The sequence below is a fragment of the Rhodococcus sp. NPDC058532 genome, assembly GCF_042719255.1.
Lineage (GTDB): Bacteria > Actinomycetota > Actinomycetes > Mycobacteriales > Mycobacteriaceae > Rhodococcus_G.
This window is the reverse complement of sequence record NZ_JBHXNU010000006.1, coordinates 71,543-86,421: the sequence shown is the minus strand read 5'-3', so window position 1 is coordinate 86,421 and position 14,879 is coordinate 71,543. Positions and strand designations below refer to the sequence as shown.

Here is a 14,879-nt window from a genome sequence, read left to right as displayed (position 1 = left end):
GGGTTTTTCCCCCGTCGCCAAGAGCGGGTGGGGGGGGGAAGAGGAGAAGCAAGCGGAAAACATCGCTGGCTACCCCCCCTTCCCCCCCCGCCGCTGTTGGCTTCCGGACGGGGCGCCCGGTTCTCGCCGAGCACCCGGCAGGTCGTGAACGACGAAGGGCCGCATCCCGATCGGGATGCGGCCCTTCGCCTGTTCCGGGGAGGGCTATAGCTTCGTCATGGTCTTCATTGCCCGGTCGACCTCCCAGAAGGCCCGCAGCGACTGCAGCTTGCCCTCGTCGGTGACGCGGTAGATGAACACGCCCTCGGCATCGACCTGCGCACCGGCCAGCACCGTGCGGATCCGCCCGATGTTGACGACCTCACTGCCGCACACCAACTGGTCGTCGATGATGAACTCGATCGAGTCGGTGTTCGCGATCGTCATGTCGTAGAACTTCGAGATCGCTTCCCGCCCGTGGTGCCCCGTGCCCTCGGGGTCGAAGCCCGACGGGCCGACCGGGTCCTCGACCCAGCCGTCCTCGGCGAACAGGTTCAGCCACTCCTCCTTGCGCTTGCCGCTGGCCGCGGCCTGCGACGCGCGCGAGGCGATCAGGGCAGGGTGGTCGGTGGTCGTCTCAGCCGTCATGGCATCTCCCTACTTGATGTACTGATCGGCAAACTTGCGCAGCGAGGCCTGCTTCGCCTCGAGCGGTCCGTCGAAGGCGACGCCGTCGAAGAGCCAGGGCACCACGATGCAGTCGGTGATGCCCGCCTCGGCCATCTCGGCATAGCCGTCCCTGCCGAACCGGTCGATGCACACCGCCTGAATCTCGAACGGCTCGTTCTCCCTGCCATATTCGGCTCGGAGTTCGTCCAGCCGGGCCTTGGTGGCTACGAGATCCCTGAACTTCATCATCGCCGACGTCCAGCCGTCACCGATGCGCGCAGCGCGCTTGAGCGCGACCTCGGTGTGCCCGCCGACATAGAACGGCACCGGCACCGACGGGGCCGGGCTCATCTGCAGCCGGTCGAAGTCGAAGAACTCGCCGTGGAACTCGACCATGCCGCCGGCGAGCACCAGCTTGATGACCTCGATCATCTCGTCGACCCGGGCGCCACGCCTCTTGTACGGCACCCCGCACCATTCGAATTCCTCCGGCGCCCAGCCGATCCCGACACCGAACCCGAACCGGTTGCCGGTCAGGTTCGCCACCGACCCGACCTGACGGGCCAGCAGCAGGGGATTGCGGGAACCGAGCTTGAGGACGTTGGTGTAAAACCCGATCGTCGAGGTCGCCGCACCCATCGCCGCGGCGGCGATCAACGGATCCACCCACGGGGTGTCGGCGTTCCACATCCGCGACCCGTCCGGGGTGTACGGGTAGTCGGCGGCCGCGGTCTCCATGTAGAACAACGAGTCCGGGAGGCCGATGTTGGCGAACCCGCACTCCTCGGCGGTCTGCGCGAGCGGGACCAACTGCTCGAGCGGACTCATCGCGATTCCGACGGTGTACTTCACGGTGTGCCCCTTCCTAATTGGTGGGGCGATCGGAGCCGACCACCCACATCGCGAAGTACTGCGAGCCGCCGCCGTACGCGTGCCCGAAGGCCTTCCGCGCGCCGTCCACCTGGTGGTCGCCGGCCCGCTCCATCACCTGCATCGCCGACTCGGCGTACCGGATCATGCCGGACGCGCCGATCGGGTTCGAGGAGAGCACGCCGCCGGAGGCGTTGACCGGCATCCGTCCGCCGAGCGCGGTCTCGCCCGCCTCGGTGAACTTCCAGCCCTCGCCCTCGGCGACGAACCCAAGGTTCTCGAGCCACATCGGCTCGAACCACGAGAACGGGACGTAGATCTCCGCCTCGTCGATCTCGGTGAGCGGGTCGGTGATCCCCGCCGCCTTCCACAGCGCGGCCGAGGCGTCCCGACCGGCCTGCGGGTTCGCGACATTGCGGCCCGCGTACGACAGCGGTTCGGTGCGCATCGCGGTCGCGTGGATCCAGGCGACCTTGCGTCCCTCCGACAGCACCTCCTTTGCGGCGTCCTCGTTGCCGATGACGATCGCGCAGGCACCATCCGAGGACGGGCACGTCTCGTCGAAACGGATAGGGTCCCACAGCATCTGGGACTCCATCACCGACTCGACGGTGATGTCGGCCTGCTTGAGGTGTGCGTACGGGTTCATCCCGCCGTTGCGCCGGTCCTTGACGGCAACCAGCGCGCCGATGTGGTCGGGAGCGCCCGAGCGGCGGATGTACGAGCGGACGTGCGGGGCGAAGAAGCCGCCAGCACCCGCACCGACCGGCATCGTGAACGGCACCGGCGTGGACAGCGCCCACATCGCGTTCGATTCCGACTGCTTCTCCCACGAGACCGCGAGCACCCGCTTGTGGACGCCGGACTGCACGAGGCTGGTCGCGACGTTGCCCGTCGAGGCACCCACCGATCCGGCGGTGTGCACGCGCAGCAGCGGCTTCCCGTTGGCACCCAGTGCATCCGACATCGCCAGCTCCGGCATCATCGACCCCTCGAACAGGTCGGGCGCCTTGCCGATGACGATCGCGTCGATGTCGTCCCAGCCGACGTGGGCGTCGGCCATCGCGCGGTCGATCGCCTCGCGGATCATGCCCGCCATCGTGACGTCGTGCCGCTTGGCGACGTAGTAGGTCTGGCCGGTGCCGAGGACGGCTGCGAGTTGCTTACCTCGGGCGGAGCCTCGGGAATTGTTGCTCGCCATCAGTTGTTGCGTCCTTCCATGACTGCGACCAGGTTCTGCTGCAGCACGGGGCCACTGGTGGCGTGGGCGAGGGTGCGCTGGGCGTCACCGCTCATGATCTGCTGTGCGGCGTAGCCGATGCGTTCGAGGCCGCCGGAGAACAGCGGGTTGCCGGTCAGCGGGCCGCCGGACGGGTTGATCCTGGTGGCGTCGGTCAGGCCGATCGCCTCCCGCAGGATGATCTCCTGGTGCGTGAACGGGGCGTGCAGTTCGGCGACGTCGATGTTTGAGACGTCACCGCCGGTCGCGGCGCGGGCCGCGGCCGCGGTGGACGGGGAGACCGTCAGATCCCGCGAGCCGATGTTCGGCGAGTCGATGCGATGGTCGATTCCGGTGATCCACGCGGGGCGTTCGCACAGGTCGCGGGCGCGGTCGCCACGGGCGAGGATGATCGCGGCGGCGCCGTCGGTGATCGGGGCGCAGTCGTGCGCGCGCAGCGGGTCGGCGACGTACTCGCCTGCCAGCAGCGTCTCGACGTCGACGTCACCGGAGATCTGGGCGTTGGGGTTGCTCTTCGCGGCGGCCCGGCTGCGGCGGGCGATCTCGGCCATGTCCTCGGCGGTCCACTTGCCCGCGTCGAGCCCGAGCCGGGCCTGCAGGCCCGCGACCGACACCGAGTCCGGCCACAGCGGCGCCACGACGTACGGATCCATCTGCATCGCGAGGATCTGGCGGAGATTGCCCGCGGACGACTTACCGAAGCCGTAGACGAGGGCGGTGTCGACCTCACCGGTCATGATCTTGACCCAGGCCTCGTACAGCGCCCAGGCGGCGTCCATCTCCACGTGCGACTCGTTGATCGGCGGAACGGCACCGATCGAGTCGATCGCGGAAATGAACGAGAACGAGCGCCCGGCCAGGTAGTCGGACGATCCGGAGCACCAGAACCCGATGTCGGACTTGGTGATTCCGAGCTCCGCGTAGAGCTGCTGGAAACAGGGGACGAGCATCTCGACACCGTTGGTGGTGCCGGTGGTCTCGCGCACATGGGGGGCCTGCGCGAAGCCGACGACTGCAATGTCTGTCATGGTCTTACCGGCTCCTAGAGGTGATGCTTGTAGGTGTCGTAGTCCGCGTCCGGCTCACCGCTGGGGCGGAAATGGGAGATGTTGCGCAGCGAGTACTCCCACTCGTCCTTCGGGCGCCACGCGGCCTCGACCCGCATGCCCATCCGGACCTCGGTGGGATCGACCTCGAGGAGCAGGTGCAGGAACGGGATGTCCGCGCCGTCCAGGACGATGTACGCGGCCACGTAGGGCGGCTTGATCTGCTGACCGAGGAACGGGACGTTGACGATGCAGAACGTGGTGACGGTGCCCTTGTCGGAGACCTCGACCTGCTCCTTGGTGGGGACGCCGTCGGTGGGGTTCGCACCGCGCGGGGGCACATACACCTTGCCGTTCGCGTCGGTGCGGCCGCCGATGACCTTGCCCTCCATCAGGCCGCGAAGGTAGTAGCTCTCCTCGAACGACGCGGTGTGCGTGTAGTGCAGGTCGATCGGGGTGACGATGTCGGTGACCGGCTCGCCGCCGGATGCGGAGGGGGTGGACTCGCTCTCACCCGGCTCGAAGCAGGCGATGTCGCGGATGTGTCCGGTGCGCTCGTCGGCCCAGCGGACCCGTACCCGCATCCCGGTGCTCATCGCGTCCGCCGATCCGGCATCGACGGCGTGCAGGATCGAGGTGTCCGCGCCGTCCAGCCGGATCAGGGCCCACGCGAACGGGTGGCTCAGCGGCTGGCCCTCGATGGGGTCGGGCATCCACGTCCAGCTGGCGACCGTCCCGGTGTCCGCGACGTCGACGAAGTCGGTCGTCGGTTCGTGGGTGACGGGGTCGAACTCGGGCGGCGGCACGTGCACCCGGCCGTCGGAGGCCCGGGCGCCCACCACCTTTCGGTCGCGCAGCCCGGTGACGAACGCGCCGATGGTCGGTCCAACGGACCGCGTGTAGTCGAATTTGAGATTAAGTGGTGCCCGCAGGGGCTGCTCGGCCACTTGGGTCTTTTCAAGGGTCACGGAATCGAGTAGAACAGGTTCTCATTACTGTGGCAAGAGTCACTGTCGCGGTGCGGCGGAAATGGGAAAACACGGAGGCGCGCAAATGAAGCTGGGGTTGCAACTCGGATACTGGGGCGCGCAGCCGCCGACGAACGCCGCCGAACTCGTTACAGAAGCCGAGCGCTGCGGCTTCGAAGCGGTGTTCTCCGCAGAATCCTGGGGCAACGACGCGTTCACCCCGCTCGCCTGGTGGGGGTCGAGCACCGAGCGGGTCCGCCTCGGCACCTCGGTGGCGCAGCTGTCCGGCCGGACCCCGACCAACGCCGCGATGCACGCGTTGACCCTTGACCACCTATCCGGCGGGCGGGCGATTCTGGGCCTCGGCGTCTCGGGGCCGCAGGTCGTGGAGGGGTGGTACGGCAGGCCGTTCCCGAAACCCCTTGCCCGGACCCGGGAATACGTCTCGATCATCCGGCAGGTCCTGGCCAGGGAAGCAGCCGTCACCAACGATGGCCCGCACTATCCGCTGCCGTACCGCGGCGAGGACGGGATGGGACTGGGCAAGCCGCTCAAGCCGATCACCCACCCGCTCCGCGCGGACCTGCCGATCTGGCTCGGCGCCGAGGGGCCGAAGAACGTCGCGCTGACCGCGGAGATCGCCGACGGCTGGCTCGCGATCTACTACACGCCGCGGCTCGCACACATGTACAACGCGTGGCTCGACGAGGGATTTGCCCGCCCCGGCGCCCGACGCAGCCGGGCGGACTTCGAGATCGCCGCGACCTGCCAGGTCGTCGTCACCGATGACCGCGCCGCGGCGATCGCCGCCGCCAAGCCCTATACCGCGCTGTATGTCGGCGGAATGGGGGCCGCCGAGCTGAATTTCCACGCCCAGGTGTACACCCGGATGGGCTACGGGGCCGAGGTCAAGGAGATCCAGCGGCTCTTCCTGGCAGGCAAGAAGGAGGAGGCCATCGCGACCGTGCCGGACGAGATGGTCACCGACACGATGATCGTCGGCGACCTCGACGAGGTCCGCAGGCAGGTGAAGGTGTGGGAGGACGCCGGCGTCACGATGCTGCTGGTGACCTGTCGCGACGTCGAACACGTGCGCGAACTCGCCGCCGCCGTCCACCCGGCCTAGTACCCACTGCCCGCCTCCCCGAGTGAACGGAAGCGTTCAGTCGATCTGATCGAATGAATGTGCCGTTCACTCGGGAGTCTCGGTTGTCCACAGGCCGGGAATTTGTACACAGACACCCACTCCAGGGACGGCCCGGGTCTCCGGATGCGTCCATGATCGAGGTCATGAGGCACGGGGGATGGGGCGGCGAGGGTCGAGTGCTTGAGATGGCCGCGGTCAGTGGGGTGATCAGCGTGGCCACGCTGGGGTCGTTCGGGGTGTCGTCGTCGACGATCGTTGCGAGATGCAAGCCGGGTGGGCCGTGGCGGCGGCTCCTTCCCGGTGTTGTCCAGTTGACCAACGGCTACCCGACGCCGCGGCAGCGCGTGGTCGCGGCCCTGACGTACTGCGGGGACGACGCCTTGCTCACCGGCCGAGCTGCGTTGCGCGAGTATGGCTTCGGTGAGGAGGCTGGCGAGGTTCACGTGCTGCTTCCGGATCGTCGACGGAAGCAGTCGACGTCGTTTGTTCGGGTCGAGCGGACCACTCGGTTGCCAGTACCCGTCAACAGGAGCGGTTTGCCGTGTGCGCCGATCCCGCGGGCGGTGCTGGACGCTGCCCGGCTGTGCGTGACGCTCGACTCGGCACGCGCGTTGATCGCATCCGTTGTTCAACGCAGGGCCGTCACCGCTGCCGAGTTGGCGGTCGAGCTTGAGGAGGGGAGCGTCCGCGGCTCGGCTCTGCCACGCATCGTGGTCGAGGAGATGGACGCGAATGTGCACTCGGTTCCGGAGGCCGTCGCCCGGAAGATCTGGCAGTCGACCGGCCTCCCCGAGATGGTATTCAACCGCCCGATTCGCACCTCAAACGGTGTGTTTCTGGCGCAGCCCGACGGCTGGATCGACAGCGTCGGATTGGCGTGGGAGATCGACTCGGTCGATTGGCATGCCACGCCGGAGCTGTATGCGGCCACGGTCGAACGGCGGACCAGGATGCAGGACCAGTTGATCGTCGTCCTGGTGACCATTCCCCGGATGGTGTACTCAGATCCGAGCGCGGTATCCGCGTCGCTTCGTGCCCACTTCGCGCTGGCGGCTCAGCGCCCCCGGCCGCCCGTGATCATGGACCCGGAGCGTCGCGCGACGGGGTGATGGCAGTCGGTCCGTGTGGCTCCGGATGGGTCATTCTCGCCAATTCGCTGGCCCGAGCGAACGGCACATTTGTTCGATCAGATCGACTGAACGCTTCCGTTCACTCGGGGGCGGGGCGGGGTGGGCGGAGTGGGTCGGGTGAGGGGGCGGGGCTCGTGAGGGGCTACCTGCCCTGGAACTTCGGGGCGCGCTTCTCGGCGAAGGACCGGGGGCCTTCCTTGGCGTCGTCGCTCTTGAACACCTCGGCGCCGATCTTTGCCTCGAGCTTGAACGCCTCCTCCTCGTGCATGCCCTCGGTCACCCGGATCGTCTTGAGGATGGCCTGCACCGCGACCGGGCCGTTGGCGGCGATCCGCTCGGCAATCTCGAGCGCCGTCGTCAGCGCCTCGCCGTCCGGCACGACATGGCCGATCAGGCCGAGCTCCTTGGCCTCGGGTGCGGGGACGTTGCGGCCGGTGAGCAGGATTTCCGCGGCAACGGTGTAGGGGATCTGCCGGACCAGCCGAACAGCGGACCCGCCGAGCGGGAACAGGCCGAGGCGGGCCTCGGAGACGCCGAACTTCGCGCTCTCGCCCGCCACCCGGATGTCGGTGCCCTGCAGGATCTCGGTGCCGCCCGCGATCGCGGCGCCCTCGACCGCCGCGATCAGCGGCTTGGTCAGCCTGCGTCCCTTGAGCAGGGCGGGCAGCGAGGTCGGGTCGAGGCTGCCCTTGGAGAAGGCGTCGCCGGGCGCATTCTTGTTCATCGCCTTGAGGTCCATGCCCGCGCAGAACGTGCCGCCAGCACCGGTCAGGACGGCAACCCGGATGTCGGGGTCGTTGTCGACCCGGTCCCAGGCGTCGACCATGATCGCCATCATCTCGCCGGAGAGGGCGTTGCGTGCCTCCGGGCGGTTCATCGTGACGATCAGGACGTGACCGCGCTTCTCCACGAGGCAGTGCGCGGACTTGTCCGAAACGTCTGAAATCGCGGCCGTGGTGGAGGACACTGATTGCTCCCGAATGCGTGTGAGTTGGGTCTCAAATTGACTCTTGCCAGAAACGGTAACACGTTCTACTTTGTTGGTCGTGGCACTTAACATCGCAGACTTCGTTGAGCACTCCATCGACCTGAATCCCGAGCGCGTGGCGCTGCTGGACGGGCGTCGCGAGTTCACCTATTCGCAACTTGAGGACCGCACCAACCGGCTGGCGCACTACCTGCTCGATCACGGGGTGAAGCCCGGCGACAAGGTGGGCATCTACTCCCGGAACACCATCGAGGCCATCGAGGCGATGGTCGCGGTGTTCAAGGCCCGTGCCGTGATGGTGAACGTCAACTACCGGTACGTCGAGAACGAGTTGCAGTACATCTTCGAGAACTCGGACATGGCCGCGCTGGTCGTCGAGCGCAGGTACGTCGACAAGGTCGCGAACGTGCTGCCGAACACCCCGCAGGTCAAGTCGGTCGTGGTCATCGACGACGGCACCAGCGAGCTGGACTTCGCCGGCTTCGGCGGGGTGGAGTACGAGGAGGCGCTCGCACAGTCCTCGCCCGCCCGCGACTTCGGCGAGCGCAGCCCCGACGACATCTTCATGCTCTACACCGGCGGCACCACCGGCATGCCGAAGGGCGTCATGTGGCGGCACGAGGACTGGTGGCGGGTGCTCGGCGGCGGCGTCAACTTCATCACCGGCGAGTACGTCCAGGACGAGTGGGACATGGCCAAGCTCGGCGCGGCCAACCCGGCGATGGTGCGGTTCCCCATCCCGCCGATGATCCACGGCGGCGCGCAGTCCGCGGTGTTCCACAGCCTCTTCGGCGGCGGCACCCTTGCGCTGCACCCGGAGTTCGACGGTCACGCCGTGTGGCAGGTCATCGACCGCCACAAGGTCAACCTGATCTTCATCACCGGTGACGCGATGGCCCGTCCGATGCTCGACGCGCTGAAGGCGGGCAACCCGGAAACCGGTGAGCCGTACGACCTCTCGTCGCTGTACGTGCTGGCCTCCAGTGCGGCGCTGTTCTCCCCGGCGCTGAAGGAGGAGTTCCTGGAGCTGCTGCCGAACCGCCTGCTCACCGACTCGATCGGCTCCTCCGAGACCGGCTTCGGTGGCCTCGCGACGATCACCAAGGGCTTCGAGCACACCGGCGGCCCGCGGGTGAAGATCGACTCGCAGACCACCGTCCTCGACGACGAGGGCAACCCGATCGAGCCCGGCTCCGGCAAGGTCGGCCTGCTCGCCCGCAGCGGCCACATCCCGCTCGGCTACTACAAGGACGAGAAGAAGACCGCCGAGACCTTCAAGGTCTACAACGGGATCCGCTACTCGATCCCCGGCGACTACGCCTCCGTCGAGGCGGACGGCACGGTCACGATGCTCGGCCGCGGCTCGGTCTCGATCAACAGCGGCGGCGAGAAGATCTACCCGGAGGAGGTCGAGGGCGCGGTCAAGACGCATCCCGACGTCTTCGACACCCTCGTCATCGGTGTCCCGGACGAGCGGTTCGGCCAGCGGGTCGCCGCGGTCGTCGCGACCCGTGACGGCGCCCGCCCGAGCATGAACGACATCGTGGCAGCCGCGCGCAAGGAGATCGCGGGCTACAAGGTGCCGCGCAGCGTGTGGTTCGTCGACGAGATCAAGCGGTCGCCCGCCGGCAAGCCCGACTACAAGTGGGCGAAGGGCGTCGCCGAGTCGCGCGAGGCGGACGATCACTACACGAACGGCAACTCCTGATGCACAACGAGCTCGCGGCGAAGTTCGGGATCAAGTACCCGATCTTCGCGTTCACCCCCTCCGAGCATGTGGCGGCCGCCGTCACGCGGGCCGGCGGGCTCGGGGTCCTCGGATGCGTCCGCTTCAACGACGCCGAGGAACTCGACGCGACGCTGAACTGGATGGACGAGAACACCGACGGCAAGCCGTACGGCGTCGACGTCGTGATGCCCGCGAAGGTGCCCACCGAGGGCAGCGCGGTCGACCTGGACAAGCTGATCCCGGCCGAGCATCGCGCCTTCGTCGACCGCACGCTGGCCGAGCTCGGGGTTCCTCCGCTGTCCGACGACGTCGAGCACGCCACCGGCGTCCTCGGCTGGCTGCACTCGGTGGCCCGAGCCCAGCTGGACGTCGCCTTCAAGCACCGTCCCGCGCTGATCGCGAACGCACTCGGCTCGCCGCCGAAGGACGTGATCGACGAGGCGCACGGCCACGGCGTCCCGGTCGCGGCGCTGGCCGGTGCGGTCCCGCACGCGCTCAGCCACGTCGCGAACGGCGTCGACATCGTCATCGCGCAGGGCTACGAGGCGGGCGGTCACACCGGTGAGATCGCCTCGATGGTGCTGGTTCCCGAGATCGTCGACGCGGTCGGTGATTCCGCGACGGTCATCGCGGCGGGTGGCATCGGCAGCGGCCGTCAGGTCGCGGCGGCGATGGCGCTGGGTGCCCAGGGCGTGTGGATGGGATCGTACTGGCTCACCGCGGCCGAGTACCGGCTCGGCAGCGCGGCGGACGGTACGTCGGCGACGCAGCGGGCACTGCTTGCGGCAACCTCGAGCGACACCGTCCGTTCCCGGATCTACTCGGGCAAGCCGGCGCGGCTGCTCAAGACCAAGTGGACCGAGGCGTGGTCGGCGGAGGGTGCGCCAGCCGCGCTGCCGATGCCGCTGCAGAACATCCTGGTCGCCGAGGCGCACCAGCGGATCGCCGCCGCCGAGAACCCGGATGTCGTCGCGATGCCGGCGGGCCAGATCGTCGGCCGGATGAACGAGATCCGGCCCGTCGCGGACACGATGGCCGACCTGGTCGCCGAGTTCGAGGCCACCGTCGCGCGGCTGGACAAGCTGGGCGGGTAGCCGGAGGTCAGGACCGCAGCACGCCGGAAGGCCGGGTACGAATCTCGTACCCGGCCTTCGTCATTCGACTTCAGTCGACGCGGGGTCGGAGTCCGATGTGGCGGGCGATCGCAGCGCCAGCGCCGACCATCGCGCACACGGCCACGATCGTGGTGGCAAAGGTACTTGGCAGCGTGGTGAAGCCCTGCGCCCACGCGGTGCCGACTCCGGCCAGGATCGCGAACAGGGCCGCGATCGGCAGAATCCGTGCCAGGGCCCGTGTGGTGTCCGCGGCCCGGGGATCCCCGACGGCCCGGAGCGTGCCCCACGTACAGGCCAGCGCGAGCAGGTAGCCGAGGGCGCCGCTCGCCGCGAAGATCACGCCAATCAGCTGGGCGGGCTCGACGGTCACGTTGCGCCAGAAACCCAGGTACAGCATGGTCAGCGTCGTCCCCATGCCCAGGGTGGCGCCGGCAAGCGTGGCCGGCACCACCAACCCGAGTCGGGTTGCCCGACCGGACAGCCCGCGTTCGTCCGCCCAGGACCGAAGCGTTGCGGCGGGATCGCTACCCACGACGGCATCGGCTCCAAGGCCCGCGCTGTCCGCGGCCTCGAGTTCGCCGGACAGTTCGTCGAGCAGTCCCGCGCGGTCGCTGCGTCGCACACCGGCACGGCGCCACACCCGGGCGGCGATTCGGGTGACATCGGCGGTGGTCGGAACCCCGCTGGGGGTGGAGTCGGTGACGCTCATCGTGCTTCTCCTGTCGAGTTCGTTGATGGCAAAACCGAATTCACTGATGCGGCGAGCGTTGCCCATTCCTCGGTTCCGGTCGCCAGTGTGTTGAGGCCGAGGTCGGTCACCGAGTAGTACTTGCGCGGCGGACCCGAGTCGGACGGGCGGCTCTCGGTGCACACCAGTCCGGCCCGTTCGAGCCTGGCGAGTAGGGGGTACGACGATCCGCCCGCAACGAGGAGGTCTCGTTCGGCGAGTCGCTCCGTCAGTTCGTAGCCGTAAATCGGGCGTTCGCGAAGGATCGACAGGACACAGAGGTCGAGGACGCCCCGCAGGATGAGGCTGCGGCGGTCAACGGAAGGACTCATGCACAGCAAGGTATCACTATCGGTGTAAGCAAGATAGCTGTTCGGCAGACGCCGGCGCACCGAGCGAACGGCACATTCATTCGATCAGATCGACTGAACGCTTCCGTTCACTCGGGCGAGGGGGAGGGGATCAGCGGTCCAGTTCGGTGTCCAGCTGCGCGGCGAGGTCCGCGGTCACCGGCACGAACGACGCGGCGCCTGCGGCACGGAACCAGGTGGGATCGGGGGAGTTCCAGCGCTGCGCGCTCAGCGCCCGGCCGAGCACCTTGTAGGTGGCGGTCTTCGGCAGGTCCGCGGTGACGCGGATGAAGCTCGGCAGCTGCTTGGGGCCGAGATCGCCCTGCGCGGTGAGGAACTCGGCGAACTCGTCGATGTCGAAGCCGTCGGCGGCGACGATCGAGACGGCCACCCGGTCACCGACCTGGGGGTCGGGGACCGCGTACGCCGCGACCTCAACGACCCGCGGGTGCCGGGCGAGGATGTTCTCGATCGGCGCGGTGCCGAGGTTCTCGCCGTCGACCCGCATCCATCCGGAGCTGCGGCCCGCGAAGTACACGTAGCCGTCGGCGTCGACGTAGCCGAGGTCGCCGCTCCAGTACCGGCCGTCGCGGACCCGCTCGGCCTCGGCCGCCGGGTTCTTGTAGTACCCGGCGAAGCTCCCGGTCCCGGTGGTGTTGACCAGCTCACCGGTGGCCTTGTCGGCATTGAGGATGTGGCCTGCCGCATCGAATTCCGCTGTCGGGCAGGGTGCCCCGGTGTCCGGGTCGAGCACGGCGATGCCTGTGGGCAGCGGGCCGAGGGCCCCGGCGGGGGTGCCCGGCAGGCGGGAGATCAGCACACCGCCCTCGGTGGACCCGAATCCGTCGACGACCCGGACGTCGAACCGGCGGCCGAAGTCGGCGATCGCCGACGGCGAACCCTCATTGCCGTACACGATCTTCAGCGGGTTGTCGGCGTCGTCGCCGCGTTCGGGAGTGGCGAGCACGTAGGCGAGGGGCTTGCCGACGTAGTGGGCGAAGGTGGCCCCGAAGCGGCGGACATCCGGCAGGAAGCCGGACGCCGAGAACTTGCGCCGGAGCGCGAAATTGCCGCCGGCGGCGAGCGCGATCGCCCAGCACGCCATCACGGCGCCGGAGTGAAACAGCGGCATCGACGCGTAGGTGGTGTCGGCGGCGGTCAACTCGAACCGGTTTGCGAGCATCACACCGGGGCCGGCGACCATCCGGTGGGTGACCCGGACCGCCTTCGGGTCACCGCTGGTGCCGGAGGTGAAGATCAGCATGAACAGCTCGTCCGGCGCGGGGCGTGCGTCCGGTGCGGTGCTGTCGCGGTGCGCGGCGAGCAGGTCGTGCCACTCGGGGGAGTCGACCAGCAGGACCCGCACCGCACCGAGGTCGAGTCCGTCGAGCAGACGCGCCTTCTCGGAGTCGGTGACCACGACCTGACAGTCGGATCGGGCGATGTCCCCCGCGAGGGCGGCGCCGCGCCGGGTCGGGTTCAGCCCGGCCAGGACGGTGCCGCCGACCGCGGTGGCACCCAGTAGCAGCGCGAACTCGGGGACGTTGTCCAGCAGCACCCCCACGTGCGGGGGTGCCGCTGGATCCAACAGCGACGCCAGTGCTGCGGCGACGTCGATGCATGCGCCGACGTGCTCCGACCACGGAATCCTCGTGTCCTCGAAGAGGATTCCGTGGTCGTTGTCGTCCCGCAGTGCGAGTAGCAGGTCGGTGACGGTGGGAGCAGTGGTCATGGCGCGCAGTGTAGGGATCAGGCAGGGACGTCGGCCAGCGTCTGTCCCAGTCTGCGGAGCTGCTCCGTCGCGGACCCGAGCGCGAACTCGTTGTGCTTGGCGGCGAGGAAGTAGCGGTGCACGGGGTGGTCACGGTCCAATCCGACGCCGCCGTGCACGTGGATCACCGTGTGCGCGACGCGGTGCCCGGCGTCCGCAGCCCAGAACTTCGCGGTCCGCACCTCGGCGTCGGCCGGCAGGTTCTCGCCGAGCAGCCACGCGGCCTGCCACAGCGTCGACCGGACCGCCTTGACGTCGATGAAGGCGTCCGCGAGCCGCTGTGCCACGGCCTGGAAGCTGCCGATCGGGCGGTCGAACTGCACCCGCTCGCGGGCGTATTCGGAGACGAGTTCGAGGGCGCGTTCGAGCGTGCCGAGCTGCAGGGCGGCCAACCCGACCGCCGCGCGGTCGAGGATCCAGCCGACCACCTCGGCGCCGCGCTCGGTGCCGCCGAGCAGCTGTGCGGTGACCGCACCGGACAGGTCGACGATCGCCTCGGCGCTGTAGTCGGTGGTGAGCTGCCGATCGATCCGGACGCCCGGCGCTGCGGGGTCGACAACGAACACCGCGACGCCGTCGGGGGTGGTGGCGGGGACCAGGATCGTGTCCGCGAACGCGGCGGCCGGGACCGTGATCTTGGTTCCGGTGATCGTCCAGCTGGCGCCGCTGCGTTCGGCGCGGGTGGCCGGGTGCGCCGGGTCGTGGTTGAGTTCCTCGGCGAGCGCGACGGTCACGACCGCGGAGCCGTCGGCCGCTCGCCGCGCCAGGTCGCGCTGGGCGTCGTCGCCGAACTCGGCGAGCGCCGACCCGGCGAGCATGATCGAGCTCAGATACGGCACGGGAGAGAGGGTTCGGCCGATCTCGCGGAGCACGGAGCACTGCTCGAGGATGCCGAATCCGCCACCGCCGACCGACTCGGGCAGGGCCGCCGCGAGGACACCCGCGTCGGCCAGCGCCTGCCACAGCGTGCGGTCGAAACGGTCCTCGGCGGCATCCATCTCGCGCAGCCGGTCGTTGGTGGTGAGCTTCTCGGTGATGCTCCGGGTGAGCTGTTCGAGGTCCAGTTGGGCCTCGGTGAGGGTGAAGTCCACGGTGATTCCTTCGGGTGCGGTCCTGGGTGATGTGGGGTGGCCGACGTCAGCACTCGGCC

At 68.7% G+C, this 14,879-nt stretch carries 14 protein-coding genes; 4 read left to right on the top strand and 10 right to left on the bottom strand.

Annotated elements, in window-relative coordinates; all coding sequences use genetic code 11:
- Nucleotides 1-204 precede the first annotated feature (204 nt).
- The 5 genes from ACFWQG_RS09545 to ACFWQG_RS09525 are packed head-to-tail and all read right to left on the bottom strand — an operon-like array spanning nucleotide 205 to nucleotide 4,751.
- Nucleotides 205-627, bottom strand: a complete 423-nt coding sequence (locus tag ACFWQG_RS09545) for a nuclear transport factor 2 family protein (protein ID WP_378507367.1) — start codon at nucleotides 625-627, stop codon at nucleotides 205-207.
- 9 nt (nucleotides 628-636) lie between these two features.
- Nucleotides 637-1,500, bottom strand: coding sequence for a TIGR03619 family F420-dependent LLM class oxidoreductase (locus tag ACFWQG_RS09540; protein ID WP_378507366.1), 864 nt, complete (start codon nucleotides 1,498-1,500; stop codon nucleotides 637-639).
- Nucleotides 1,501-1,513: 13 nt separating this feature from the next.
- On the bottom strand, nucleotides 1,514-2,719 hold the full coding sequence (locus ACFWQG_RS09535; protein WP_378507365.1) for a thiolase domain-containing protein: 1,206 nt from the start codon (nucleotides 2,717-2,719) through the stop codon (nucleotides 1,514-1,516).
- Nucleotides 2,719-3,786, bottom strand: coding sequence for a thiolase domain-containing protein (locus ACFWQG_RS09530; RefSeq protein WP_378507364.1), 1,068 nt, complete (start codon nucleotides 3,784-3,786; stop codon nucleotides 2,719-2,721). Before ACFWQG_RS09530 ends, ACFWQG_RS09535 begins: the two co-directional genes overlap by 1 nt.
- A 14-nt stretch (nucleotides 3,787-3,800) precedes the next feature.
- Complete coding sequence (locus ACFWQG_RS09525; protein ID WP_378507363.1) at nucleotides 3,801-4,751, bottom strand: Zn-ribbon domain-containing OB-fold protein; 951 nt, start codon at nucleotides 4,749-4,751, stop codon at nucleotides 3,801-3,803.
- Nucleotides 4,752-4,857: 106 nt separating this feature from the next.
- On the opposite strand from ACFWQG_RS09525, the gene ACFWQG_RS09520 reads away from it, so the two are divergent.
- Both ACFWQG_RS09520 and ACFWQG_RS09515 read left to right on the top strand, forming a co-directional pair.
- Complete coding sequence (locus ACFWQG_RS09520; protein ID WP_378507362.1) at nucleotides 4,858-5,898, top strand: LLM class F420-dependent oxidoreductase; 1,041 nt, start codon at nucleotides 4,858-4,860, stop codon at nucleotides 5,896-5,898.
- Between the two features lie 206 nt (nucleotides 5,899-6,104).
- The gene (locus ACFWQG_RS09515) at nucleotides 6,105-7,028 is read left to right on the top strand and encodes a hypothetical protein (RefSeq protein WP_378507361.1); all 924 of its coding nucleotides are present in this window, start codon (nucleotides 6,105-6,107) and stop codon (nucleotides 7,026-7,028) included.
- Between the two features lie 163 nt (nucleotides 7,029-7,191).
- On the opposite strand, the gene ACFWQG_RS09510 is transcribed toward ACFWQG_RS09515, so the two are convergent.
- The gene (locus tag ACFWQG_RS09510) at nucleotides 7,192-8,016 is read right to left on the bottom strand and encodes a crotonase/enoyl-CoA hydratase family protein (protein WP_378507360.1); all 825 of its coding nucleotides are present in this window, start codon (nucleotides 8,014-8,016) and stop codon (nucleotides 7,192-7,194) included.
- 79 nt (nucleotides 8,017-8,095) lie between these two features.
- On the opposite strand from ACFWQG_RS09510, the gene ACFWQG_RS09505 reads away from it, so the two are divergent.
- Together ACFWQG_RS09505 and ACFWQG_RS09500 are read left to right on the top strand one after the other, a co-directional pair.
- Entirely contained in the window at nucleotides 8,096-9,745 is a 1,650-nt protein-coding gene (locus ACFWQG_RS09505; RefSeq protein WP_378507359.1) for an acyl-CoA synthetase, read from the top strand.
- Nucleotides 9,745-10,860 (top strand): NAD(P)H-dependent flavin oxidoreductase, encoded by a 1,116-nt coding sequence (locus ACFWQG_RS09500; protein ID WP_378507358.1) that lies wholly within the window; start codon nucleotides 9,745-9,747, stop codon nucleotides 10,858-10,860. Before ACFWQG_RS09505 ends, ACFWQG_RS09500 begins: the two co-directional genes overlap by 1 nt.
- Before the next feature lie 70 nt (nucleotides 10,861-10,930).
- Here ACFWQG_RS09500 and ACFWQG_RS09495 read toward each other — a convergent pair whose 3' ends face one another.
- The 4 genes from ACFWQG_RS09495 to ACFWQG_RS09480 all read right to left on the bottom strand — a co-directional run bounded on the left by ACFWQG_RS09495 (nucleotide 10,931) and on the right by ACFWQG_RS09480 (nucleotide 14,820).
- Nucleotides 10,931-11,590, bottom strand: coding sequence for a hypothetical protein (locus ACFWQG_RS09495; RefSeq protein WP_378507357.1), 660 nt, complete (start codon nucleotides 11,588-11,590; stop codon nucleotides 10,931-10,933).
- The gene (locus ACFWQG_RS09490) at nucleotides 11,587-11,940 is read right to left on the bottom strand and encodes a PadR family transcriptional regulator (RefSeq protein WP_378507356.1); all 354 of its coding nucleotides are present in this window, start codon (nucleotides 11,938-11,940) and stop codon (nucleotides 11,587-11,589) included. The genes ACFWQG_RS09495 and ACFWQG_RS09490 overlap by 4 nt, the downstream gene beginning before the upstream one ends.
- Before the next feature lie 130 nt (nucleotides 11,941-12,070).
- Nucleotides 12,071-13,690, bottom strand: coding sequence for a long-chain-fatty-acid--CoA ligase (locus tag ACFWQG_RS09485; RefSeq protein WP_378507355.1), 1,620 nt, complete (start codon nucleotides 13,688-13,690; stop codon nucleotides 12,071-12,073).
- 17 nt (nucleotides 13,691-13,707) lie between these two features.
- Complete coding sequence (locus ACFWQG_RS09480; RefSeq protein WP_378507354.1) at nucleotides 13,708-14,820, bottom strand: acyl-CoA dehydrogenase family protein; 1,113 nt, start codon at nucleotides 14,818-14,820, stop codon at nucleotides 13,708-13,710.
- Nucleotides 14,821-14,879 lie beyond the last annotated feature (59 nt).